At 47.2% G+C, this 23,823-nt stretch carries 21 protein-coding genes and 1 other RNA gene; 13 read left to right on the top strand and 9 right to left on the bottom strand.

What is annotated here, in order from left to right; genetic code table 11:
- Nucleotides 1-135: 135 nt before the first annotated feature.
- A non-coding RNA gene (gene ssrS, locus HUG20_RS06580) (6S RNA) lies at nucleotides 136-316 on the top strand.
- 67 nt (nucleotides 317-383) lie between these two features.
- Here the strand turns inward: ssrS and HUG20_RS06585 are convergent.
- Together HUG20_RS06585 and HUG20_RS06590 are read right to left on the bottom strand one after the other, a co-directional pair.
- Nucleotides 384-1,022, bottom strand: a complete 639-nt coding sequence (locus HUG20_RS06585; protein WP_200089376.1) for an RsfA family transcriptional regulator — start codon at nucleotides 1,020-1,022, stop codon at nucleotides 384-386.
- A 404-nt stretch (nucleotides 1,023-1,426) separates the two neighbouring features.
- On the bottom strand, nucleotides 1,427-2,713 hold the full coding sequence (locus tag HUG20_RS06590; RefSeq protein WP_200089378.1) for a replication-associated recombination protein A: 1,287 nt from the start codon (nucleotides 2,711-2,713) through the stop codon (nucleotides 1,427-1,429).
- 263 nt (nucleotides 2,714-2,976) lie between these two features.
- Between HUG20_RS06590 and HUG20_RS06595 the strand changes: the two genes are divergently transcribed.
- The 7 genes from HUG20_RS06595 (at nucleotide 2,977) to HUG20_RS19115 (ending at nucleotide 9,674) form a co-directional block, all read left to right on the top strand.
- Nucleotides 2,977-3,666, top strand: coding sequence for a YczE/YyaS/YitT family protein (locus HUG20_RS06595; protein ID WP_246476565.1), 690 nt, complete (start codon nucleotides 2,977-2,979; stop codon nucleotides 3,664-3,666).
- Nucleotides 3,611-4,030 (top strand): cysteine metabolism transcriptional regulator CymR, encoded by a 420-nt coding sequence (gene cymR / locus HUG20_RS06600; protein WP_200089380.1) that lies wholly within the window; start codon nucleotides 3,611-3,613, stop codon nucleotides 4,028-4,030. The genes HUG20_RS06595 and cymR overlap by 56 nt, the downstream gene beginning before the upstream one ends.
- 78 nt (nucleotides 4,031-4,108) lie before the next feature.
- On the top strand, nucleotides 4,109-5,293 hold the full coding sequence (locus HUG20_RS06605) for a cysteine desulfurase family protein (protein ID WP_200089382.1): 1,185 nt from the start codon (nucleotides 4,109-4,111) through the stop codon (nucleotides 5,291-5,293).
- On the top strand, nucleotides 5,277-6,398 hold the full coding sequence (mnmA, locus tag HUG20_RS06610) for a tRNA 2-thiouridine(34) synthase MnmA (protein ID WP_200089383.1): 1,122 nt from the start codon (nucleotides 5,277-5,279) through the stop codon (nucleotides 6,396-6,398). Before HUG20_RS06605 ends, mnmA begins: the two co-directional genes overlap by 17 nt.
- Nucleotide 6,399: 1 nt before the next feature.
- Nucleotides 6,400-7,059 (top strand): tetratricopeptide repeat protein, encoded by a 660-nt coding sequence (locus HUG20_RS06615; RefSeq protein ID WP_200089398.1) that lies wholly within the window; start codon nucleotides 6,400-6,402, stop codon nucleotides 7,057-7,059.
- Between the two features lie 25 nt (nucleotides 7,060-7,084).
- Nucleotides 7,085-9,364 carry an SF1B family DNA helicase RecD2 gene (recD2, locus tag HUG20_RS06620; RefSeq protein WP_200089400.1) on the top strand — a complete coding sequence of 760 codons (2,280 nt, stop codon included), beginning with the start codon at nucleotides 7,085-7,087 and terminating at the stop codon, nucleotides 9,362-9,364.
- A 79-nt stretch (nucleotides 9,365-9,443) separates the two neighbouring features.
- Entirely contained in the window at nucleotides 9,444-9,674 is a 231-nt protein-coding gene (locus tag HUG20_RS19115; protein WP_246476566.1) for a hypothetical protein, read from the top strand.
- A 402-nt stretch (nucleotides 9,675-10,076) separates the two neighbouring features.
- Here the strand turns inward: HUG20_RS19115 and HUG20_RS19425 are convergent, their stop codons facing one another.
- Nucleotides 10,077-10,208 carry a hypothetical protein gene (locus tag HUG20_RS19425; protein ID WP_281392430.1) on the bottom strand — a complete coding sequence of 44 codons (132 nt, stop codon included), beginning with the start codon at nucleotides 10,206-10,208 and terminating at the stop codon, nucleotides 10,077-10,079.
- 224 nt (nucleotides 10,209-10,432) lie between these two features.
- On the opposite strand from HUG20_RS19425, the gene HUG20_RS06625 reads away from it, so the two are divergent.
- Nucleotides 10,433-11,497 carry an AI-2E family transporter gene (locus tag HUG20_RS06625; RefSeq protein ID WP_200089402.1) on the top strand — a complete coding sequence of 355 codons (1,065 nt, stop codon included), beginning with the start codon at nucleotides 10,433-10,435 and terminating at the stop codon, nucleotides 11,495-11,497.
- 22 nt (nucleotides 11,498-11,519) lie between these two features.
- Here HUG20_RS06625 and putP read toward each other — a convergent pair whose 3' ends face one another.
- From putP to HUG20_RS06655, 6 genes are all read right to left on the bottom strand, one after another.
- Nucleotides 11,520-13,046 (bottom strand): sodium/proline symporter PutP, encoded by a 1,527-nt coding sequence (gene putP, locus HUG20_RS06630; RefSeq protein ID WP_200089404.1) that lies wholly within the window; start codon nucleotides 13,044-13,046, stop codon nucleotides 11,520-11,522.
- Between the two features lie 137 nt (nucleotides 13,047-13,183).
- Nucleotides 13,184-13,873: an HAD-IA family hydrolase gene (locus HUG20_RS06635; RefSeq protein WP_200089406.1), complete on the bottom strand. Its 690-nt coding sequence runs from the start codon at nucleotides 13,871-13,873 to the stop codon at nucleotides 13,184-13,186.
- Nucleotides 13,874-13,927: 54 nt separating this feature from the next.
- Complete coding sequence (locus HUG20_RS06640; protein ID WP_200090420.1) at nucleotides 13,928-14,842, bottom strand: proline dehydrogenase family protein; 915 nt, start codon at nucleotides 14,840-14,842, stop codon at nucleotides 13,928-13,930.
- 70 nt (nucleotides 14,843-14,912) lie between these two features.
- Nucleotides 14,913-16,460 carry an L-glutamate gamma-semialdehyde dehydrogenase gene (pruA, locus tag HUG20_RS06645; RefSeq protein WP_200089414.1) on the bottom strand — a complete coding sequence of 516 codons (1,548 nt, stop codon included), beginning with the start codon at nucleotides 16,458-16,460 and terminating at the stop codon, nucleotides 14,913-14,915.
- Nucleotides 16,461-16,594: 134 nt separating this feature from the next.
- The gene (locus HUG20_RS06650) at nucleotides 16,595-17,953 is read right to left on the bottom strand and encodes a sigma-54 interaction domain-containing protein (RefSeq protein WP_425504099.1); all 1,359 of its coding nucleotides are present in this window, start codon (nucleotides 17,951-17,953) and stop codon (nucleotides 16,595-16,597) included.
- Between the two features lie 56 nt (nucleotides 17,954-18,009).
- The gene (locus HUG20_RS06655) at nucleotides 18,010-18,960 is read right to left on the bottom strand and encodes an alpha/beta hydrolase (protein WP_200089423.1); all 951 of its coding nucleotides are present in this window, start codon (nucleotides 18,958-18,960) and stop codon (nucleotides 18,010-18,012) included.
- Between the two features lie 1,042 nt (nucleotides 18,961-20,002).
- Here HUG20_RS06655 and alaS point away from each other — a divergent pair.
- The 4 genes from alaS (at nucleotide 20,003) to HUG20_RS06675 (ending at nucleotide 23,741) form a co-directional block, all read left to right on the top strand.
- Entirely contained in the window at nucleotides 20,003-22,642 is a 2,640-nt protein-coding gene (gene alaS / locus HUG20_RS06660; RefSeq protein ID WP_200089425.1) for an alanine--tRNA ligase, read from the top strand.
- A gap of 82 nt (nucleotides 22,643-22,724) precedes the next feature.
- A complete protein-coding gene (locus HUG20_RS06665; RefSeq protein WP_200089433.1) occupies nucleotides 22,725-22,994 on the top strand; it encodes an IreB family regulatory phosphoprotein in 270 nt (89 codons plus the stop codon).
- Nucleotides 22,991-23,416, top strand: coding sequence for a Holliday junction resolvase RuvX (gene ruvX, locus HUG20_RS06670; protein ID WP_200089435.1), 426 nt, complete (start codon nucleotides 22,991-22,993; stop codon nucleotides 23,414-23,416). Before HUG20_RS06665 ends, ruvX begins: the two co-directional genes overlap by 4 nt.
- Nucleotides 23,417-23,420: 4 nt before the next feature.
- A complete protein-coding gene (locus tag HUG20_RS06675) occupies nucleotides 23,421-23,741 on the top strand; it encodes a DUF1292 domain-containing protein (protein ID WP_200089437.1) in 321 nt (106 codons plus the stop codon).
- Nucleotides 23,742-23,823: the final 82 nt, after the last annotated feature.

The following is a 23,823-nucleotide window of genomic DNA, read 5'->3' on the forward strand; positions in this document are numbered from 1 at the left end:
GCAGTTTAATTTAATCCAGATGTAAGTGCCGTTATTTCGGGTGGTCAGCCATCACTTTTCGATTTCCTACGGCTTCTGAAATCTGACTTCCGTTCTTGCAGAGGTGTTCCAATCATGCTATAATCACATTATAAAGAGGTCCTGTAGTGTGCGTACAACACTATTCGTTTTAAAGCCAACACTTTTTGATAGGGAGCCTGACGTTTCAACTGGAAGTAAATGCCCTTCACAGGGACTTACGGAAGGCTGAGCAGGGCACCCACCTGCCATTGCAGGCTTCAAAACTTGGTGATCTTTACGGCACAACGGGACTTCTTGTTATTACATAAGTAAGGCTGCCAAGGAATGATTGGCAGCCTTTTCCCGTTAAAAGCAAAATTTTCTCAGACTGAATCTTTGGCGATATTTTCAATGTTACCGTCATGGTCCAGTCGAAAATCGTTGGATCTCATGAAAGGCTCAGCGTTGGTTTCATCCATAAACGTCATTTTTCGTGCACGGTTAATGACGGTGAGCAAAGACTGATATTCTTTTTCCAGTTCTTCGTGTTTATAGCGCCAAGCGTTTACCGCTGTTTGCAGTTGCTGATTTTCTTCTTCTAACACCGTCACTTTCTCTTCGTCGATACCGGTATTTTCCCGTTTGTTTTTCAATGTTTCCAAAAAGACAATCACCTGCTCGAGTGACAAGTCTTCGTCATTACCGGGATTTGCCTTGTTTTCGGAGGATGTTTCCATCGCGTTCGCCGTTTTCATTCCTAGCGTTTGTTGCACGGCGTTTGCGGCATCTCGCCGTTGAAAGTTTTTCCGGTCCCGTTTTGCTTCGCTTATTTTCCCTTCATAACGATCTCGTACAACTGCATTCCAACGGAAACCGCAGGCAGCAGCCGTGCGATTTAATATATCGCCGACTTCTTCAAAGGCTTTTAATTGCGTGCTTCCTTCTCTTATGTGTTTTAATACTGTTTCGGCCAGTAATACATCGTCCTCGTGTGACCAAGCATCTTGGCGTACTTTCGTCATTTCTATCCCTTCTTCCTTGAGGTTCATAGTTTTTACCTTATCCCATCAATGGGCGATGCCTTTGATGGTAGTTTTACTTTCTGGTATTAATATGGACCATATTCATAATCTCTATACTTCCCAAAATGAAAAGAAGGAAAAGAAATCGAAATTATCCCGCTGGTAGGCGCCCGCTATTCTGGAGGTCAGACATCGGAAGCCGGAAGTCAGATGAAAGTTATTTCCCAGCATCCCTTCGCTTCTGCGATCTATCGTCATCTGTTCTCTGGCTATCTGATTTCTGTTATCTGGATTGCGACGCCCAGGACGGGCTAGTGCCGGCGTTGCCACAGGACGTGGCCAATTTAGCCAGCGTACCCTTAATCCATCAGGGGGTAACCCTCTCCTCTGATGAAAGTTCCACGTTATCGCTGTGAAGGTTTAATCGTCTGGTTAATCTTCGTTTGCGCTTCCCGAAATGCTTGTTCAAATTTGCTGTTGCCTTGGAAGCGCAAATAACGGTGGTGTTTTAACGGGTCAGGAAGATATTGCTGTTGGATTAGCCCGTCTTTGTAATCATGCGGATAGAGGTATCCGATTCCTCGATTTAAATGTTTTGCCCCTTGGTAACTGCTGTCCCGGATATGCGCGGGAATCGGTGCTGATCCGTGCTTGTCAATGTCTTGCAAAGCAGTGTTCATCGCCCGGTAAGCAGCGTTGGATTTTGGGGAGAGCGCGAGTTCGACGACGGCATTTGCAAGTGGGATCCGTGCTTCCGGAAATCCCAAACGTTCTGCCGTTTCAATAGCTGCCAACGTCCGTGCCCCGGCTTGCGGATTGGCAAGTCCGATATCTTCGTATGCCATGACGAGCAGTCGGCGCCCAATGCTCGTGAGGTCGCCTACCTTGATTAATCGTGCTAAATAATGAAGGGCAGCATCCGCATCACTTCCGCGGATGGATTTTTGGAAGGCGGAAAGTACGTCGTAATGATGATCGCCGTCTTTGTCATGATCGAAATTTTTCTTTTGTGTACATGTTTCGGCAATCGTTACATCAATGTGAATGATACCATCATCGCCCGTAGGGGTAGATAAAACAGCGAGTTCAAGCGCATTCAGGGCTGCTCTCATATCGCCGCCGGAAGAGGCGGCCATATGTTCAAGTGCATCTTCATCCACTTTTGTCAGATGTTCACCCAACCCTTTGTCGTCGTTTGCAAGCGCGGTTTCGAGCATTTTACGAATGTCTGTTGTTTCGGGTTTATGAAGTTCGAAAACATGGCAACGACTGCGTATTGCGGGATTAATCGAATGATAGGGATTGGCGGTCGTTGCGCCGATCACAAGTAATTCCCCACTTTCCAGATGGGGGAGCAAGAAATCCTGTTTGCTTTTATCCAATCGATGGAACTCGTCAAGAATGAGAATTAAGCTTCCGTACATACGTGCTTCTTCCGCCGCGGTTTGCAGATCTTTTTTTTGATGTTCCGCAGCATTCAGCAGTTTATAATGAATGTTTGTGCTCCCGGCAAGTGCGGTCGCAAGTGACGTTTTCCCGGTGCCGGGCGGACCGTGCAAAATCATTGGATGCAACTTGTTCGCCTGCACCATTCTTTGAATAAGGGCTCCCTCTCCTAACAGGTGATTCTGGCCGTAAACTTCATCAACGGTTTTGGGACGCATGCGATAGGCAAGTGGTGGGCTGCTCATCGTTGACCTCCTGGCATGTATTTACACAGGGAATACACGTTCTTTTTCATTAGAGTAACACAGATACTTGCAATCAACAACAAAACCGCTTCGAATGCATGGGTATGGAAAATATGCTATAATACTATAGGATTATTGGGTCTTTTAGAAAACTTGGCTTTTCGCCAAGCTTTTATGGCGAAAAGCTTTAGTTGCACTTATGCAGGTAATAAAGTTGATTTATACTTTCTTACCTGCTAAACAAAAAGAGAGAAGGAATAACTGTGCAACACTCACTTGGGAGAGTGAAGAGAGACTTCTTGCGTTGGGGAATATTTACCGCAGGGATCATGATCATGTCGGCAGGGATTGCCTTAATGATTCGGGCGGATCTTGGCGCTGCACCTTGGGACGTGTTTCACATTGGCTTGATGATGAACCTAGGGTTAACGGTGGGAAGTTGGAGCATTATCGTCGGAACGGCAATTATAGCGACATCGGCGCTGTTGGACCGCAGGCTTCCACAATTGGGAAGCGTCCTTAATATGGTATTTGTCGGTGTGTTTATTGACCTTTTTCTTCATGTCATTTCCACACCGGATCACTTAGGTATACAATTTTTCATGTTAATCATGGGCGTACTCATTATGGGGGCAGGCATCGGCATTTATATTGCACCAAAATGCGGTGCCGGCCCACGGGATATGCTTATGCTGTCAATCGCAAATAAAACAGAAATACCGATTGGCCGTGTCCGTTTATTCATGGAAATCACGATTCTCCTATGCGGCTGGATGTTGGGCGGACCGGTTTTTATCGGCACCATTATTTTTTCATTGACAATTGGGCCGGTCGTTGGCTATACATTGCCTTACTGCCAACGACTATTTAATGCTTGGCTAGAAAGAGGGGGCGAAAATGAAAATTTCGACGAAAGGTCGATACGGACTTACCATCATGATCGCGTTAGCTAAAAAGCATGGAGATGGACCGATTTCTTTACGATCGATCGCGAAAGAGTATAACTTATCGGAGCACTACCTCGAGCAATTAATTGCGCCGCTCCGTAATGCGATGTACGTAAAAAGTGTCCGCGGCGCTTATGGCGGTTACATGCTGACAAAAGATCCGAAAGAGATTACCGCGGGAGACATTATCCGCGTCCTTGAAGGGCCGATCAGCCCGGTAGAAGTGGTGGAGGATGAAGAGCCGGCCAAACGTGACCTTTGGATTAAGATCAGGGATGCTGTAAAAGACGTACTCGATTCCACGACGCTCGATGATTTGGCGAACTATGAAGAGACAGGCGATATGGAAGACTATATGTTTTATATTTAGCCGGGGGAACACAAAGAGAGAAGATTTATAGATTGGGATTTCCTATTTCTCTCGTATCCGGAATTAAAGGTGATAAGCATGACGGATATTTATTTGGACCATGCCGCGACAACGCCTGTGCGACCGGAAGCATGGGAAGCGATGAAACCTTATCTTGATGGGACGATAGCGGGCAATCCATCCAGCATTCACCATTTTGGACGAGAAGCGCGAAAAGCAGTGGATGCCGCCAGGATGAGCATAGCTGAAAGCTTGGGAGCAAACACAGAGGAAATCATCTTTACGAGCGGTGGAACGGAAGCGGATAACCTTGCCATCACCGGTGTTGCCAGATCCCGAAAGCATGAAGGCACTCACGTAATTACGACGGAAGCCGAACACCACGCGGTGCTTCACGCTTGCAAGCAGTTGGAGCGGGAAGGATATGATGTCACATATTTACCGGTCATGTCGGACGGAACAGTTCGCATGGACGCTTTGCAGGAAGCTTTGCGGGAAGATACCATTTTAGTGACAATTATGTACGGAAACAATGAAACGGGAGCCATTAATCCGATCAAGGCTATCGGCGAGCATTTGCGCGTGCACAACGCGCTGTTCCATACCGATGCGGTACAAGCTTATGGGGTATTACCCCTCGATGTAGCGTCCCTTCAAGTCGACTTGCTCACCGCTTCCGCCCATAAAATCAACGGACCTAAAGGGTCGGGTTTTTTGTACGTAAAAAAAGAAACACAGCTTCATCCGTTGTTTTTCGGAGGAGAACAAGAAAGACGATTGCGCCCGGGGACTGAAAATGTCCCGGCAATTGCCGGTTTCGGCGAAGCCGTTCAATTGCTGATGAACGAAAAACGGGAACGGGCAATAACGTATACAAGGCTTGTGAATCACCTGTTGTCCGCGCTTGAGGATGAAAATGTGGCATATGAAATAAATGGACAAGGACAAAGGCTGCCCCATATTATCAACCTCCATCTTCCCGGCATATCGACGGAAGCCCTTTTGACGCAACTTGATCTGAAGGGAATCGCGGTCTCGAGTGGGTCTGCCTGTACGGCGGGAAGCTTTCAGCCATCGCACGTATTGAAAGCAATGTATGGCGAGGATGATGGCCGAGTACGCTCTTCCGTTCGGGTTAGTGTTGGCTATGGGAATGATGAGGAACAACTGAACGAAGCAGCGAAAGCGATCGCGAACATTGCCGATCAACACCGTCGTCTGTTGGCAAAAAAGCGAGGTGAAACCAATGGCAACAAACAATGATACCCGTGTCGTCGTGGGCATGTCCGGAGGCGTTGATTCATCAGTGGCCGCGGCTTTGCTTAAAGAAGAAGGTTATGACGTCGTCGGCATTTTTATGAAAAATTGGGATGACACGGATGAAAACGGCGTCTGCACAGCGACTGTTGATTACCAAGATGTGGCACGTGTGTGTGACCAAATCGGTATCCCTTATTATTCGGTGAACTTTGAACAGCAATATTGGGACAGCGTGTTTACGTATTTTCTGGAAGAATACCGGAAAGGGCGCACCCCAAACCCGGATATCGTGTGCAACAAAGAAATTAAATTTAAAGCGTTCTTGGACTATGCGTTGCTGCTCGGTGCCGACTATTTAGCTACCGGCCATTATGCACGTCTGGCTGAGTCTAGGGATGGCACGGTGGAACTTATGCGCGGCGTTGATGGCAACAAAGACCAAACGTACTTTTTGAGCCAACTAACCCAGGAGCAGCTCTCGCAAGTCATGTTTCCGCTTGGTTCTTATGATAAAAAAGAAGTAAGAAACATGGCGGAAGAACGAGCGCTGGCGACGGCGTCGAAAAAAGACAGTACCGGCATTTGCTTTATCGGCGAACGTGATTTTAAATCTTTTCTCCAACAATATTTGCCCGCGCAACCGGGGGAAATGCGTACGCCCCAAGGCGAGCGGAAAGGGCGTCACGAAGGATTGATGTATTATACGCTCGGGCAACGCCAAGGCCTTGGCATCGGCGGCGCCGGCGAACCTTGGTTCGTCGTCGATAAAGATCTCGAGGAAAATGTACTAATCGTTGCTCAAGGAAGTAAACACCCCGCACTCATGTCTGACGGGCTTTATGGATCCGGTTTAAATTGGCTTTCTTCCTCATTGCCAACGGAGGCCTTTCCATGCACGGCGAAATTTCGATATCGACAAGCGGATCAAGAAGTTACGTTGTACGTGAACGATGAAAATGAATTCTTTGTGGCGTTTAAAGAAGCCCAACGAGCGGTTACCCCCGGACAAGCGGTCGTTTTTTACGATGGAGACGTATGTTTAGGCGGGGGCACGATTGAGTCAACCGCCGTAAATGAAGAAGTCGAAATGCTATCGGGAAGTGGGTAAGGTGAACGCATACCAAAAAGGGATGGACGCAATGCAAGCCGGAAACTACGAAGAAGCGATCACTCATTTCCGGCAAGCGCTTGAAAGCGCCCCTGACAATCCTTTGCTTTATACAAACATGGGCAGTTTGCTTGCGCGTGCAGGGGAATATAAACAGGCACTTGCCTGTTATCAGCGCGCGATCCAGTTGGATGACAAGCAGGCAGGCGCATACTACGGGGCAGGAAATATCTCCTATAACGTCGAAAATTATCAGGAAGCACTACAGTTTTATAGGCAAGCTGAGGCGGTGGGCATGGATGACCAGAGTCTGCACATGATGATCGGAATGTGCGAATACCAGTTAGACAACCTTCCGTTTGCGATGGCTCGCTTGCAACGGGCGGTGGAATTGGACCCCGACGATGAAGATGCACGCTTTTATTTTGGGTTGACGCTTGCAAAATCAGAGCTCATAGCCGAAGCCATCGAAGCTTTTCAGACGGTTATCGGCAAAAATGAAGGCCACGCCGACGCCCATTATAATTTGGGGATTGCCTATTTTTCCAAAGCGGAAAATAAGAAGGCGCTTGATTATTTCAACAAGACATTAGAGTTGCAACCGGATCATTATTTGGCTGCACACGGGAAAAAGCAAGTGAAAAAAGCGACGGAGAATTAAGCGCTGATTGATGAGGAGGCCAATCATGAACGAGGAATGGAAGTCATCGATGGATAAAATCACCGGAACGGTAAGCCATGTTATTTTTCGGAATGAAAAAAATGGCTATACGGTTTTAAACATCCGTGTCGATGACGCAACTCCTGCTGTTGACGCCTCCTCCATTTCTGTTGTCGGCCATTTTCCTTACCCCCCCGAAGAAGATCTATTGACGTTTTACGGGCAATTTCGCGAACATGAACGTTATGGTCAACAGTTCAACATGGAACTATACGAACCTTATATCCCCGAAGGAAAACCGGCGGTAATCCAGTATTTATCCAGCGATCGCTTCCCCGGCATAGGAAAGAAAACCGCCTCCCGTATCGTTGCTGAATTAGGCGAATCGGCGATTGATAAAATCCTCCACCAGCCTAGCCTTTTGTATGACATTCCCGATATTAAGCGTCAACAAGCGGATGTGCTCACCGAGCGGTTAATGGAAGAACAAGAGATCGCCGGTGTGATGAGCCGCTTGATTACATATGGGTTCGGTACGGAATTGGCCACAAAAATTATTCAGGCGTATAAAGGGGAGACGCTAGAGGTAGTTGAAAAAGACCCTTATCAACTCGTTCAGGATATTGAAGGCATCGGTTTTCAAAAGGCCGATGCACTTGGCGTTCAATTAGGCATTGCACCGACGGAAAAGAAGCGGCTTAGGGCAGGGTTGCTATTTTCTTTGTGGCAAATGTCCCAAAGCATCGGACACGTCTATTTGCCGGTAGACGTATGGATTGAAGAGGCGTTGAAAGTGCTGAATTATCGAAACCTTGAAGTGGATGCCACAATGTTGCAAAAAGAAATTGTTGAACTTGACGAGGAAGGTACGGTTGCTGTTCCGGACGAACGAGCTTATTTATTATCGCTCTTTTTTGCGGAGAAGGGGCTGGCAACGAACGTGAATCGTTTGTTGGACACGGAAGTTCAGGAAACGTTTGCTGAAGACCTGTATTTGAAAATGTTGGGTGAGTTGGAAAATGATTTCAAGATCACATACGCCGATCGTCAAAAAGAAGCGGTAGAGCTCGCCCTCAAGTCTCCGCTCATGATTTTAACCGGTGGACCAGGAACGGGGAAAACAACGGTTATTCGCGCAATTGTGGAGATGTTCAAACGCTTGCGCGGTTGGAACCAACGAAAAGAAAAAAAGCTTCCGGTTCTGCTTGCCGCGCCTACGGGAAGAGCTGCGAAACGAATGGCAGAGACAACCGGACTGAAAGCGTTTACTATTCACAAATGGCTTGGTTGGCGCGGCGAAGAAGAGGAATTTCTTGAACACGATGAAGAAAATCCGCTCGAAGGGGAGCTGTTGATCATCGATGAAGCGTCCATGATTGACCTATGGCTCGCGAATCAACTATTTAAGGCGATACCGGCCGGGATGCAAGTGATTATCGTCGGCGACGAAGATCAATTGCCATCCGTAGGACCGGGGCAAGTGCTCGGGGATTTGCTTAGATCGGAAAAAATTCCGTCGATATCGTTGTCGTCGGTTTACCGCCAGGCCGAAGGTTCCTCGATCATCGATTTGGCCCACGATTTAAAAGAGGGTCAGTTATCCGCTGATTTTAAAGAAACGAAACCGGATCGATCGTTCATTGCATGCCAAGGAACGAGCATGCCTGACGTTATTCTTCAAATATGCCAAAAAGCGATGGAAAAAGGCTATTCTGCGCGTGAAATTCAAGTGCTCGCCCCGATGTATAAAGGGACGGCGGGCATTCATTTGCTGAATGAAAAACTGCAAGCCCTATTTAATCCGCCGAAACAAGGGAAGCGGTCTATGACGTATGGCGATGTCGTCTTTCGCAGTGGCGATATCGTCCTGCAACTCGTCAATAATCCCGAGGACAATGTTTTTAACGGAGACCGCGGCGAAATCATCGCTCTTTTAAAAGAAAAAGAAACCGAAGATGGAAAAGAAAAACTCGTCGTTACGTTTGACGGCATTGAGGTGTACTATGAAAAACAGGACTTAAAACAAATCACACTTGCGTATTGTTCCTCGATTCATAAAGCCCAAGGAAGCGAATTCCCGATTGTTATCGTTCCCTTATCCATGTCCTACCGACGGATGTTAAAAAGGAATTTGCTTTATACAGCGATCACGAGGGCGCGTGATTCATTAATCATGGTCGGCGAACAGCGGGCATTTGCATTGGCTGTGGAGAAAAATGACCAATACAGCCGCTATTCCCATTTGTACCATCGTATACAGGAAGCAAGTACCAATCATGAAAACGTCAAGGAAGGACAATACTAAGCCTCCTGGCCTTTTATGTATAGCTGGAGGATGATTTGACCATTCTGTGAAAAAGGTGATTTTTTACAGGAGGGTCTGTATGGTTCATTGTCCCAATTGCCATTTAAAAGATTTAGGGAAAATTGGAAGCTCACAATATTATTGTGGGCGCTGTTGCATAGAAATCGTCATTCAAGGGGAACATTTAGCTGTTTTCCAAGTCGAGGAAGACGGGTCGCTTAGTTCATTGGATGACCTCTTTAGTAATGAGGAGCGACGGATAAAGATGGAGGAGCGTCCCCAGCTCATACAAAAAGCGTCAGGACGGTAAATGCCATTTGCCAATATGATGTATGAATGGAGGGTCGCCCATGAATAACAAAGCCGCCTCTTCACTGCTTATTGCAGGAATCGGATCTGTCGGTACAGCCATTTATATGTACAACGCTCAGCAACGACGCTCAAACCCTAATTGGATGTCAAAACTTAAGAAAAACAGGTACTACAAACAATTGCGCAGAGCATACAGGCGCACTTTCTAGCGTGAAAATCGCCCGTCTCACGAAAACGGGCGATTTTCACGTAGGAGTTCTCTGTTCATGGAGCTCGAAAGCGGTGAAAAAAAGAGTATGCGGTCGTCATGAAAGGATTATGGCGACCGAATGGATCGAATCCCGGAGCAAATGTCGCCATGCCACATAGTAAATAGGGATTGCTGAACAACGTGCAGCCATCAGCTGAAGCCGGGATGCCGCTTCCATGGCTTCGCTTTCCGCGGACGAACGGTCAAGCCTCCTCGCGCAAAACCGGCGCTGCGGGGTCTTGACGCGTCCGTTTTTCCGCTGGAGTCTCGCCATTGCAGCACCATCTCTCCGTACGTTGCCAGAAGTGCAAGGGTTTTTTTGCTTATAGGATGGATTTCCTTGCATCCAGCTTTGACAACACCAACGGAAAATGCTTATGTGCCAGTCTTTTTCCGTTATTCAGCAGTCCCTAAATATGCCGAAATTCTCAGCGGTCGTCCACTTTCTCGAATAATCACTCCTCAACAGTAAATGCTAATCATAATAAGACGCTGTGGAGGTAGGGATGACATCACGGAAAGGCTTGCTTCGGTCACTTTTTTTACTAATATTGTTGGCTTGTTTATATTTTTTGTACTTACTTGCGCCTGTATGGAAACCGGTGTTGTTCAGTATTGGAAAAATACTCTTACCGTTTTTGCTTGCCGGATTATTTGCGTATCTCTTGCATCCTGTCATTGCCTTTTTGCAGCGAAAGGGGTTACCACGGTGGGCGTCAGTATTACTCATTTACCTGCTGTTTTTTGGCGGGGGTATTTGGCTATTGATTGAAATGGCTCCCGTTTTGGCTCGTCAATATCGGGAGATCGTCAATGAATTGCCGGGGTGGATTCAAGCCTTCGAATCCGGATGGCTATCCATGCACCGCCAGATCGATACACTGCCTCCCGTCATTCACGATCAGGTCGAAGAGGGCGTCGTGCAACTGGAAACCAACGGAGAAGATATGCTGGATAGGGTGGTGGAGCAATGGCCGGCGATTGTTGAAGGGGTGGTCATGCTTTTTTTGCTTCCTTTTTTAGTCTTCTATTTGCTGAAGGATTTGCATGCCTTTGAAAAAGCGGCCACGTATGTCATCCCTGAACGGTGGCAGAAAAATGGAAAAAAATTTGTACAGGCTGTGGATCACGCGCTCGGCTTTTATATTCGGGGACAAATCGTCGTTTCTCTTTGCGTAGGTGTGCTTTCGATTGTCGCACTGTGGATCGTTCAGCTCCCTTATCCATTGATCCTTGGGATCTTCATGGGAATGACCGACTTGATCCCTTATGTCGGGCCTTATATCGGTGCGGTTCCCGCTGTTATTGTGGCGCTTGGCATGTCCTGGAAAACTGTTTTATTCACGGTTATCGCCATTACCATTGTGCAGCAGTTGGAAAGCAATGTCCTGTCGCCCTATATCATGGGGAAAAGTGCCCACCTTCATCCACTGTTGATTTTACTCGCACTGTTGATCGGTTACGAATTCGCGGGGTTCATCGGACTCCTCATTGCCGTTCCGTTATTTGTCATCATCGGTGAAGTCGTGCGGGTCTTCCGTAAAAAAGAAGAAAATGAGGAAGCTTATTGAGTTCCTCATTTTCTTTGTTTAATCAGTCTTTACGTACATATTTTTTCTTTTCTTCGTCGTAAGTTGCGTTCTCCACGAAATCAAATTCTTCCAGAATATGATCGGCCGGTCGCTGATTGAGTAAGCTCACGATGATAATTGCCAAGCTGCCCAGCACAAACCCGGGAACAATTTCATAAAGGTCGAAAAACCCGCCTTCAAAGAAATTCCATACGATAACGGTGAGCCCTCCAGTGGCGATGCCGGCAATGGCTCCCCATGCAGTCATTCGGCGCCAGAAAACACTGAATAACATCACCGGTCCAAAGGCCGCGCCGAAACCTGCCCAGGCATATTCCACCAGTTCCAGCACCGTGCTCTCTGGGTCGTACGCCAAAAAGGTGGCAATGAGTGCAATTACGATGACACCGGCACGGCCGATCCAAACGAGTTCAGCGGCAGAAGCATTGGGTTTAAGGAAACCTCGGTAGAAATCCTCGGTAAGCGCGCTTGATGACACGAGCAGTTGTGAATCAATCGTACTCATAATTGCTGCCAGTATGGCGGCAAGTAAAATCCCGGCAACCCAAGGGTTAAAGAGTACTTGTGAAAAAAAGATGAACACGGTTTCTTCATCCGCTAATGACGAACCTGCGCCTCCCCCTTCAAAGTAAGCGATCCCAACAAGGCCCACAAAAACTGCTCCCAGAAGGCCGAAAGTCATCCATGTGATGCCGATAAAACGGGCAGCGGGGATGTCTTTTTCGGAACGAATGGCCATAAAACGGGTAATGATATGCGGTTGCCCAAAGTAACCAAGGCCCCAGGCGAGCAAAGAAATGATCGCGATCGCCGAGGTGCCTGCGAAAGCATCCAGATAAACAGGGTTGACGTTGGCAATACTGGAAACAGTACTATCCCATCCTCCCATTTCGATCACGGCAACAATCGGAACGATGATGAGACCCGAAAACATCAGGATACCTTGAATAAAGTCGGTGTAACTGACCGCAAGAAACCCACCTAAAAACGTATAGGAGATAACGACGATCGCACCGATCCATAAGGCGGTATGATACTCCCACCCAAATGTGCTGGCGAAAAGCGTTGCCCCTCCGACAAGCCCCGAAGAGGTGTAAAACGTAAAGAACAGCAGAATGAAAAAAGCAGATACAATGCGCAAGATTTTTGTTTGCACGATCATTGTTTCATCACGAAAACGTTTATCCAGAAAGTCGGGAAGCGTAATTGCATTACGGGCGATTTCCGTATAGCGGCGCAGCCGCTTGGCAAGAAATTGCCAATTCAGGTAAGCACCGATCGTTAACCCTATCGGCAGCCACATTTCGCTCATCCCCGACAAGTAGACGGCGCCGGGAAGCCCGAGGATCATGAACGCACTCATGTCAGAGGCTCCGGCGCTTAAAGCCGCCACCCAACTGTTCAATCTTCTGCCGCCCAACACATAATCCGATAAAGTAGAAGTAGTACGGTAAAAGATAATCCCGATGATCACCATACCGACAATATAGATGATAAAGGTGATTAACGTAGGAATATCAAGATCCATTCTCGCCCCTCCTTACCCTTAACAAACTAATGAAAGACAGAACGACCGTGGCTAACATCGGAACGAGTAACCAGAACCAGGTGGCAAATGACATCGTACCCCTCCCTTACTACCTCTCAGAATCACTTTTCCTCCCTTTATCGTGCGGAATGAGCCATCCCTTTGATTAATAAAGCAAGTGTGGCCATATCCCCGACTAAAAAGGTTTCTTTTACATTGGCAGGCCGAGTTTCCCCGTAGCGGTTCACCCAGCAGGATTGAATGTTTAATTCGTTGGCAGGGACGACATCATATTTGAAACCGAATCCGACGTGGAGAAGCTCTGATCGCTCGATACCCAATCGTTCAAGCGCCAAATGGAACCCATGGTGATTGGCTTTATAAGCGCCCGCCTGTTCAGCCGTAATGATTTCATCAAAATCAACCTCTAAATGCTTCACGGTTTCATTAATAATAGCGTCGTCCGTATTCGTAATCAGAGCTATTTTGGTGAGTTTTTTTAGTTCCAGCAAAGCTTCTTTCGCATCCGGAAAAGGTTCCCAGCTTCCCATGGATTCAGAAAATGCGATACAATCATCCGTGCTAAAAGAATAACCATAGTCCCGAAACGCCATCGCCATTGTATGTTTCAAGACTTCCTTATATGGACGGTAGTGATCTTGGATATAGGTGAACTGGATGCTTTCCCAATGTTTTTGAAGAGCGACAACATCAGCCTCGTTTATATCATACTGACTCAAAATATTCTTAAAATAATGTTGCACGGCCCGATCCCAGTCGATGATCGTTCCATAACAGTCGAAAGTGATTGCTTTGGGTATCGCCATGATTAACCTCCCTAGATAAATGTATATCGTTACTATATGCCTTGTCATGGTGCTTTATTTCGAAAACATTCCCCGAATGGCAAATGTAACGTTTTGCGGTCGCTCCGCCAATCGTCGCATGAAATAGCCGTACCAATCCCTGCCAAATGGAACGTAAGTGCGGAAACGATAGCCTTCATCGACGAGGGCTTGTTGCAAATCGTTGCGGAAACCGTAGAGCATTTGAAATTCGAACATGTCTCTCGGGATATGGTTTTTTTCTGTAAACGCTTTAATTTCCGCGATGATTTCATGGTCATGGGTGCCGATGGCTGTATAGCTTTCATTAAGCAGATGCGTTTGCACCATGTTCACAAAGTTTTTGCCAATATCTTTTTTATCTTGATAGGCGATAGTTGGTGATTCTTTATACGCTCCTTTGACGATGCGAAGCGGGATCCCCGCTAACTGTTCGGTATCCTCGATGCCCCTATGCAGGTAGGATTGCAAAACGGTGCCCACGTTGTCATATTTTTTTCGTAAGGCTCTTAAGATATCCAGTGTCTGGTCATAATGAGCGTAATCTTCCATATCGATGTTAATCGTATTGTCATAGATGGCTGCACGTTCGCAAAGCGCTGAGATCTGTTGCCAACAAAGCGCTTCATCAACATCCAGTCCGAGTTTGGTGAGTTTAACGGAAAGGGTGCAATGGACGCCATGCTCGTGGAGAACATCCAGAGTATGCAAGCCTTCTTGCAAGGACTCGCGCGCTTCCTGGGTTTCATTGACAAACTCGCCAAGATGATCAAGGGTGACCAAGCGAGCGCTGTCATTCAAATCTTTGATTTTTTCGATCGCGCTCTCGACGGTCAAACCGGCAACGACTTTCGAAGCCCCGAGTTTCAATCCCCATCGTTTTGCTCCTCTATTCAAGACTTTATTGTTTGATAACGAGCTAAAGAAATTACGGGATAGTTTCTGTATCATCATGGTAACCCCTCATTACGGTTTTTAAATAAGGACTCTGTCGCTGAGACAGAGCCTATTTTTGATTCCATTAAAACTGATCACAAACGGTTTTTGGATCCATGAAGTGGAGAATATAGCCCGGGCCACCGGCTTTGGAGTCGGTACCGGATAATTTAAAACCGCCGAATGGTTGATAACCAACGATCGCGGCCGTGCATCCACGGTTGAAGTAGAGGTTGCCGACATGAAATTCCCGACGAGCTTTTTCCAGGTGGGCGCGGTCGTTCGAAATGACCGATCCGGTTAATCCATAGTCGGTGTTATTGGCGATGTCGATAAGTTCCTGAAAATCTTTCGCTTTTGCGAAGGCTACGACCGGTCCGAAGATTTCTTCCTGCATGATGCGCGCGTGTGGATTCACGTCGGCAAAGATCGTCGGCTGGATGAAATAGCCTTCTTCATTATTGCCGGTTCCACCGGTCACGAGGCGTGCTTCCTGTTTTCCTATGTCAATGTAATCGAGAATTTTATCATAGGCGGCTTGCTCGCTCACAGGACCCATGTACGTCTCCGCGCTTTCCGGATCGCCGACGGTCAGTTCTTCGGTTATTTTTGTCACTTTGTCGAGAACCTCATCGTAAACGTCTTCGTGAACGACGACGCGTGAACATGCAGAACATTTTTGGCCGCTGAAACCGTACGCCGATTGCACGATGGCGTCCGCGGCAAGGGCTAGATCAGCATCATCATCAACGATAATCGTATCTTTTCCGCCCATTTCAATCGCAGTCTTTTTCAGGAAATTTTGGCCAGGCTGAACTTTTGCCGCTTTCTCGTAAATGCCGATGCCCACTTCTTTGGATCCGGTGAAATTGATAAAGCGCGTTTGCGGATGTTCAACGAGATAATCGCCGATTTCGCTCCCGCTTCCCGGGATGTAATTGACGACGCCTGCCGGCATTCCGGCCTCTTCGAGCACTTCCATGAATTTATACGTGATCACCGGGGTGAGACTCGCAGGTTTAAGCAAGATCGTATTTCCGGCTACCATCGGACCTACAGTTGTCCCCGCCATGATCGCGAATGGCAGATTCCACGGGGAAACGGTGAGACCTACGCCCAGGGGTTGATACGCATACTGGTTGTTTTCAAACCAACGGCTGTTCACCGGTTCACCATCTTTAAGCTCGATCATTTGCCGGGCGTAATATTCCAGAAAGTCGATCGCTTCCGCTGAATCAGCGTCTGCTTCTGTTCGTGTTTTCCCGATTTCATAAGCCATCCAGGCCGAAAATTCATGTTTGCGACGGCGAGCGATGGCTGCTGCTCGGAAGAGTACGTTCGCGCGAGCTTCCGGATCCCAGCCACTCCACACTTTAAATGCCTCTTGTGCTTTTTCCATCGCTTGTTCCGCAAGCGCTTGATTAGCTTTGGAAACGGTGCCGACGACTTCGTTCTTGTCGGAAGGATTTATCGATACAATTTTTTCGTCTGTCGTCACCCGCTCTCCGCCAATGATAAGCGGGTATTCTTTGCCGAGCTCACTTTTCACCAAATGAAGCGCTGCTTCATATTCGGCTATGTTATTGCTATTTTGAAAATTTGTAAATGGTTCGTGGGTGTACGAGACGACCATTGCGATCACTCCTTTAAATTAAGGTACACCATAAACATATGCAATTTGTATGCCAAAATAAAAGGGTGTTTGAGAGCAGCATCTAAAAAATGAAGATCCATAAATGCAAAATAATTTTCGGCGGATACGCAAAATTATTTGCTATATTTGTCCAACTTGTACTGCAAATTCTGTCGACTAATACCGAGAGATTTTGCTGCTTGGGATACATTGTCTTTGTTCGCTTTCATCGCCTGGAAGATCAAGTTGTGTTCGATGAGGGCTAGGCGCTCCGGCAAGGATTCTTCCTGATGCAAGTGTTTAGATAATCCTGTATGGGCGGGATATGAATGTGACTGGCGCTCGCGAATATGGGTTGGCAAGTGCTGAATATCAAAAACGGTTTCCTCGCTTAAAAAATTCATCGACCCTTCAATGATGTGTTCGAGCTCCCGAACGTTTCCCGGCCAGTGATAGCCTCGCAGCACTCTGAAAACTTCATCGGAAAATTGTTGTACGTTTAAATGAAAGCGGTTATTATATTTTCGTAAAAAAAAGTGTGCGAGCGTGGTCGCATCATCCTCGCGTTCGCGCAACGGGGGAATAAACAAACTGACGACGCTTAAGCGGTAATAAAGATCTTTCCGCAAGCGTTCAGCTTCAATCGCTTCCAGCGGGTCTTCATTTAACGTCGCCAGCAAGCGAACGTCAAAGGGACGTTCCTTCGCCTCACCGACGCGAGTGACTTTCTTTTCCTGGAGGACGCGCAAAAGCTTAGGCTGCAAATGAAGCGGTAGGGCATTCACTTCATCCAAGAGCAATGTTCCGCCATCCGCTTGTTCAAATAAGCCGGGGCGGTCAATCGCACCGGTAAACGCGCCTTTTGCTGTTCCGAACAGAATGCCTTCCACAAGACTTTCCGGAAGGGCGGCGCAGTTTTGGGTAACGAACGCCTTGCCTTCGCGTTCGCTCTCGTTATGAATGCTTTGTGCGAACAGTTCTTTCCCGGTACCGGTTTCACCGATAATCATGACGGGAGAAGATGTGCGTGAGGCACGTCGCGCCTGCTCAACGACCTCTAGGAAATTTTGGGACTCTCCGAGTAAATCCGAAAACTGAAAACGGGTCCCTTCCTCGTTTGTGCGTTTGTCGCGCAGAATTTGTTCCATTTGACTGACATCTTTGGCGATTTCCACGGCGGCGATTACTTTATTATTTTCCATTAATGGGTAAACGTGGTTGATCGTCGTGATGATCTCCCCTTTGGCATTAAAATACGTTTGTTTTTTGTTTTCAACGACACGAGCATAGTTTAAGGCTTGGATGAGCCGGCTTTCTTTTTCGGTGCGAAAGTTAAAGACATCCATAAACGGGCGGTCGGTAAAATCGGAAAAGGTCATTGATTCAATCGCGCGCATTTTTTCGTTATAAATGAGCGGCTTTCTTTCTTGGTCGATGACCCGTATGCCGAGGTCGAGTTTGTCGAACAATTGCTCATAAATGGAATTAGCCATCATTAGCCCTCCCTTCTAAGAGCATCGTAGCAAAATGTTTTGCGGCTTTCATCCTGCTACATTCCTATGTCTTCGATGAAAGTCTGCAGCCGTTCCTGAAATTCCATCGTCGTCACCGTATACGCTTCCGTATGACCGGCATCCGGGACGATCCATAATTCCGGTTCACCCCCGGCAGCCTCGTAGAGTTCATCGGCCATGTCCGTCGGAACGAGCTCATCCTCACTGCCATGGATGAGAAATAAAGGGAGCGTGTTAGCTTTTATTTGCTCAATCGTAGAAGCTTCCGTAAACGTATATCCGGCCCGAATATTGGTGACGAGACTGGTAATATTCAATAGCGGAAAAGCAGGCAGGCCGTATAAATGCTGCAGTTGATGCGTCAGTTCTTCTTCCACGGTTGTGTAGGCGCTGTCAGCCACAATCCCCCGAACTTCGTCGGGAAGATCTTCCCCGCTCGCCATTAAAACGGTAGCCGCTCCCATCGATTCTCCGTGCAAAAGAATGTTTTCAGCATTATGCTCGTCGATGAGCATATCGATCCAGTCAAGATAATCGAGACGGTCATGCCAACCAAAACCGATATAATCGCCTTCACTTTCCCCGTGCCCCCGTGCGTCCGGTTTTAAGACGTCAAAGCCTTGGTCGTGATAAAATTCCACGTATTCATCCATATTTTCTTTTTGACTGCGGTACCCATGGGCGAGGATGACGGCATTGCCATCGGAACCCTCAGTCGGCATGAAACTTGCGGCCAATTGCAGATCATCAAAGCTGGTGAGCGCTACCTCGATTTGTTCTTGCTCGTCATACCAATCTTGTGCCTCTTCAAGCAATTGTTGATCTTCCGGATCAGCCAACGCATCCGTATCCGTATCCTCGCTGTGCAGTTCAACATCACCGCTCCGCTGCACACTTTCCTGATAAAAATAGTTGCTCGCCAGTAGTAGTCCAACGATCATAATCCCGATAAAGATACCTGAAAAAAGGAAAATTTTCTTTTTCATGCGTCGGCTCCCTCCTCACGATACGCGTCTGGATTCATTATATCGTTTCTGAAGTGATGAGTTCTATCATCACGCTTGTGCTGCCGAATTTTATCCGCAGGTCTGATAAAACCAATAGATAATTCCTTTTCAACTCTTTTCATTCTTTGGTTGGTATTTTACGCTAGGGATTAGATCAATCGAACGGACGGAGGAATAATGTGAATGAAATAAAGGCACGTACGGATCGGCCGAGCATGGGCTGACGAACATTTCAGCCGGCGCAAAACAGCATAATTCCGACTATTCTTCAAATGTGGGCAAGAATAATGTCTTAAATATGGTGGATGAACCTCATGAAACGGGAATGACGGGAACCTTGGCGTCGTCGGTTACCAACGGACGCAGCTTTCGGATTTGGATTCTTACCAAGCGCTCGCGCCTGCCATGCATCAAGCGTGTACCAAATGCATCCGGAGCATCACGTTTGGCTTCTCCCAATTTCCCCAGTGTTAGGAGAGAAAATAGAGTGGAATGGGGGTTTACTCTACTCGAGACCTTTATTTAAAAGTTTGGGGTCTTCACTTAATGATTAGGCTACTTGACGTAATTATTCAATTGGATGCCTTTGACGACAAGAAACGAATTTAATTGTAACTTCCGAGAATGAATTCATCAACAATAACCGACCGATGTAACTGTCATGAACGCAGACACTTTAAGAATCACAACGCCCACCCTTGACATCCCACAATAAATCCGATATAAAGAAAGAAAATAACACATTAACACAAATGAAAGATACGTTGATGGAACGAGTAAATCAACCCCTGTTGTACAGAAAAGGGTCTCACGGCTGAGAGGATCCAAACATGGATTGATTGAAGGCTATTCCGGAGTGCAGCTAACCCCTGCCGTTCGCCGCGTTAAGGCATCCAAGCGAACCATTCGCGATATCGATATAAGCGAATGCGTTAACAAGGGTGGTACCGCGAGTAAATAAACAACCTCGTCCCTTTTTTGGGGCGGGGTTTTATATGTGGAAAAAAGGAGGAAAAACGAAATGACACGCTTAACGTCAGCTGACGTGCGTCAGCTTTTTCTTGATTTTTTTAAAGAAAAAGGCCATGACATAGAACCGAGCGCTTCTCTCGTGCCTCATGCAGACCCCTCGTTGTTGTGGATCAACAGCGGGGTGGCGACGTTAAAAAAATATTTTGACGGACGAATCGTTCCGGAAAACCCACGGATCGTCAACGTTCAGAAAGCGATTCGGACGAACGATATTGAAAACGTAGGCAAAACGGCACGCCATCATACGTTTTTTGAGATGCTAGGCAATTTCTCGATCGGCGATTATTTTAAAAAAGAAGCCATTGCATTTGCATGGGAATTTCTGACCGATGAGCGGTGGATCGGATTTGATCCGGAACGCTTATCCGCAACGGTTCATCCGGAGGACGATGAGGCGTACCGTTATTGGAAAGAGGATATTGGGCTTCCGGAAGAGAGGATCATTCGCCTGGAGGAAAATTTCTGGGATATCGGAGAAGGGCCGAGCGGACCGAACGCAGAAATTTTTTATGATCGTGGGCCTGCTTACGGCAACGATCCGTCGGACCCGGAACTTTACCCGGGGGGCGAAAACGAACGGTATTTGGAGATTTGGAACCTTGTTTTTTCCCAGTTCAATCACAATCCCGACGGGACATACACACCGCTTCCAAATCAAAACATCGATACCGGATTAGGGCTCGAGCGTCTCGTTTCGGTTATTCAGGATACAAAAACAAACTACGAAACCGACTTGTTTTTGCCGATAATAAAAGAGACGGAAACGTTGGCGAATGCTTCTTATGGGAAAAAAGAGACGTATGATACGGCTTTTAAAGTCATTGCTGACCATATCCGTACTGTTTCGTTCACGATCGCCGACGGAGCTCTTCCGTCAAATGAAGGAAGGGGGTATGTGCAACGCAGGTTGTTGCGGCGCGCGGTTCGTTATGCGCAATCGCTCGGTATTCATGATCCGTTCATGTATCGTCTCGTTCCGGTCGTTGCGAGCATTATGGAACGTCACTATCCGAACGTGAAGGAAAAGGAAGCGTTTATTCAAAAAGTCGTGCGGAATGAGGAAGAGCGTTTTCATGAAACCTTAAGCGATGGATTGGCGATTTTAAATGATTTAATCGCAGGCGCCAAGCAAGCAGGAGCAACCCAAATCAACGGGGACGATGTCTTCCGCCTTTACGATACGTATGGATTTCCGGTCGATTTGACGGAGGAATACGTAACGGATGCCGGTCTCCATGTGGATCTTGAAGGATTTGAAAGCGCAATGGAAGCGCAACGGGAACGGGCAAGAGCCGCTCGCAAAGAAGGCGACTCGATGCAAAGCCAAAATGAGGCGCTTCGTTCGCTTCACGAAACTAGCACATTCGTTGGATATGTACAAGCCGAGATTGCTACGAAAATACAAGCAATCGTGCGAAATGATGCACGTGTGGAAGCGGCGAGCGCCGGGGAAGAAGCGTTTGTCCTGTTAAAAGAAACTCCTTTTTACGCAGAAAGCGGCGGGCAAGTGGCGGATCAAGGACTACTGTTTTCCGACGGGGCAAAAGCAGAAGTGATCGATGTCCAACAAGCGCCCAATGGACAACCGTTACATAGGGTAACCGTCGTCGAAGGCACGTTAACAACGGGCAAGCCGATCACTGCTTCGATCAATGGAAAAGACCGTGCCGCGATTCAAAAAAACCATACTGCCACCCACTTGCTCCATCAAGCGCTAAAAGATGTGCTCGGCGATCACGTGAATCAAGCAGGATCGTATGTCGGACCGGATCGTTTGCGTTTTGATTTCTCCCATTTTGGACAAGTGTCAAACGCTGAGTTACAGGACATTGAGGCCATCGTCAATGAAAAAGTCGCTGACGCTACAAAACTGGTTATTGAAGAAACAACCTTGGAAGACGCAAAAGCGAAAGGAGCCATGGCCCTGTTTGGCGAAAAATATGGCAGCAACGTTCGTGTCGTTCATATCGGGGACTATAGCATTGAACTATGCGGAGGAACACATGTGGCCAACAGCGCAGAGGTTGGCATCGTTAAATGGATCTCCGAAACGGGGATTGGCGCCGGTATTCGACGAATTGAAGCCGTTACCGGCCAAGCAGCATACCATTATATCGAGCAGAAACTGCAAGTATTGGGACTAGTAAAAGAACAGCTGAAAGCAAAATCGACGGAAGACGTTCCTCAAAGAGTGGACCAACTTCAACAGGATGTCCGCGAAAAAGAAAAGGAAAACGAATCAATCGCGGCAAAATTGGGGAACATGGAGGCTATGCAGTTATTGGACGATGTGCATGATATCAATGGCATCTCGGTGTTGGCGGGTCAACTGGATAACAGTGATATGGACACCCTTCGAACGACTGCGGACCGGTTAAAACAAAAACTCCCTACAGGAATTATTGTTCTCGGTACAGCGAGAGACGGCAAAGTCAACATTGTCGCTACGGTGAGCAAAGACTTGGTTTCCGACGGCTATAAGGCCGGCGACATCGTCAAAAAAGTTGCGGCCATTTGTGATGGTGGCGGAGGAGGCCGTCCGGACATGGCCCAGGCCGGGGGCAAAAGCCCGGAAAAGTTACCGGAAGCGTTGGCAGCGGTCGATGAAATCGTCGCCTCCGTTTCATAATTTCACCAAATCATGTACAATAAGGTCAAATACAGGAAGCGGGCAATAACGATCCGTGAATTTGATTGCGAGGTGAGAGAGGATGAGCTCAAAAGATAACACCGTCCAATTTAATGTACAGGAAGACTCCGCGCAAGCAGACGTCAAAGAAGTTTTGGTCAATGTTCATCAAGCTCTTGAAGAAAAAGGGTATAATCCCATTAATCAAATCGTCGGGTATTTATTATCCGGGGATCCGGCGTACATTCCGCGACATAACGACGCACGCACGTTGATTCGCCGTCTTGAAAGAGACGAGCTCATTGAAGAACTCGTTCGTACGTACTTGCAGAAAGCCAAGCGTCGCGCATGAAGATTCTCGGTCTGGATGTGGGAGATAAACGAATCGGAGTAGCGATCAGTGACGCGTTGGGATTGACGGCGCAAGGACTTGAGACAATTGCTGTAAAAGGGCATGAGTCGACGATCGCAAAGATTTTAAAGGTCGTTTGTGAACATGATGTTGAAAAAATTGTGGTAGGCTTGCCAAAAAATATGAACGGGACGCTAGGCCCTCGTGCAGAAAAATCGCAACAATTTGCTGCTTCCCTTGAAAAGAACGCAACGATTCCTGTACAGTTTTGGGATGAACGGCTAACGACGAAAGCGGCAGAACGAACGTTAATATCCGCAGATGTGAGCCGCAAAAAACGAAAAAAAGTCGTTGATAAACTTGCCGCAGTGCTGATCTTACAAGGATACCTTGATCATGCCCATGCGACTAAAATGAGGTGAAAAGATGGCCGAAGAAGAAAACGAACGCGTGATTATTCCCGATGAAGACGGGAATGACCATGTATTTGAAATTCTGTTTACGTTTGATATTGATGAAACAGAGAAGTCCTATATGGTTGTCACCCCCATCGTTGAAGAAACGGATGAAGATGAAGAGGTAGAAATTTTTGCCTTTCAATATGAAGAATCAAGTGATGAACCATCAGGATTTGCGCTTTATCCGATTGAATCCGATGAAGAATGGGAAATGGTTGAAGAAATGATTGCCACGATGCTCGACGAGGATGAAACCCTTCATGTTGAGGGAGACGACCATAACCACTAATGATGATAGGGAAATACCACCTGGACCGTGATGCATTCACGGACCGGGTATTCTTTTTAATCTGGGGATGATTTTTTCTAAA

The organism is Salicibibacter cibi (assembly GCF_016495865.1).
GTDB classification, from domain to species: domain Bacteria; phylum Bacillota; class Bacilli; order Bacillales; family Marinococcaceae; genus Salicibibacter; species Salicibibacter cibi.

Bases quoted from the DNA above. Each gene is read 5' to 3' on its own strand.
- HUG20_RS06625 (WP_200089402.1), top strand. From the start codon at position 10,433: ATGACATCACGGAAAGGCTTGCTTCGGTCACTTTTTTTACTAATATTG.
- recD2 (WP_200089400.1), top strand. From the start codon at position 7,085: ATGAACGAGGAATGGAAGTCATCGATGGATAAAATCACCGGAACGGTA.
- cymR (WP_200089380.1), top strand. From the start codon at position 3,611: ATGAAAATTTCGACGAAAGGTCGATACGGACTTACCATCATGATCGCG.
- pruA (WP_200089414.1), bottom strand. From the start codon at position 16,460: ATGGTCGTCTCGTACACCCACGAACCATTTACAAATTTTCAAAATAGC.
- HUG20_RS06650 (WP_425504099.1), bottom strand. From the start codon at position 17,953: ATGGCTAATTCCATTTATGAGCAATTGTTCGACAAACTCGACCTCGGC.
- HUG20_RS06665 (WP_200089433.1), top strand. From the start codon at position 22,725: ATGAGCTCAAAAGATAACACCGTCCAATTTAATGTACAGGAAGACTCC.
- HUG20_RS06590 (WP_200089378.1), bottom strand. From the start codon at position 2,713: ATGAGCAGCCCACCACTTGCCTATCGCATGCGTCCCAAAACCGTTGAT.
- HUG20_RS06585 (WP_200089376.1), bottom strand. From the start codon at position 1,022: ATGACGAAAGTACGCCAAGATGCTTGGTCACACGAGGACGATGTATTA.
- HUG20_RS19115 (WP_246476566.1), top strand. From the start codon at position 9,444: ATGGTTCATTGTCCCAATTGCCATTTAAAAGATTTAGGGAAAATTGGA.
- mnmA (WP_200089383.1), top strand. From the start codon at position 5,277: ATGGCAACAAACAATGATACCCGTGTCGTCGTGGGCATGTCCGGAGGC.
- HUG20_RS06640 (WP_200090420.1), bottom strand. From the start codon at position 14,842: ATGATACAGAAACTATCCCGTAATTTCTTTAGCTCGTTATCAAACAAT.
- alaS (WP_200089425.1), top strand. From the start codon at position 20,003: ATGACACGCTTAACGTCAGCTGACGTGCGTCAGCTTTTTCTTGATTTT.
- HUG20_RS06635 (WP_200089406.1), bottom strand. From the start codon at position 13,873: ATGGCGATACCCAAAGCAATCACTTTCGACTGTTATGGAACGATCATC.
- HUG20_RS06655 (WP_200089423.1), bottom strand. From the start codon at position 18,960: ATGAAAAAGAAAATTTTCCTTTTTTCAGGTATCTTTATCGGGATTATG.
- HUG20_RS06605 (WP_200089382.1), top strand. From the start codon at position 4,109: ATGACGGATATTTATTTGGACCATGCCGCGACAACGCCTGTGCGACCG.
- putP (WP_200089404.1), bottom strand. From the start codon at position 13,046: ATGGATCTTGATATTCCTACGTTAATCACCTTTATCATCTATATTGTC.
- HUG20_RS06675 (WP_200089437.1), top strand. From the start codon at position 23,421: ATGGCCGAAGAAGAAAACGAACGCGTGATTATTCCCGATGAAGACGGG.
- ruvX (WP_200089435.1), top strand. From the start codon at position 22,991: ATGAAGATTCTCGGTCTGGATGTGGGAGATAAACGAATCGGAGTAGCG.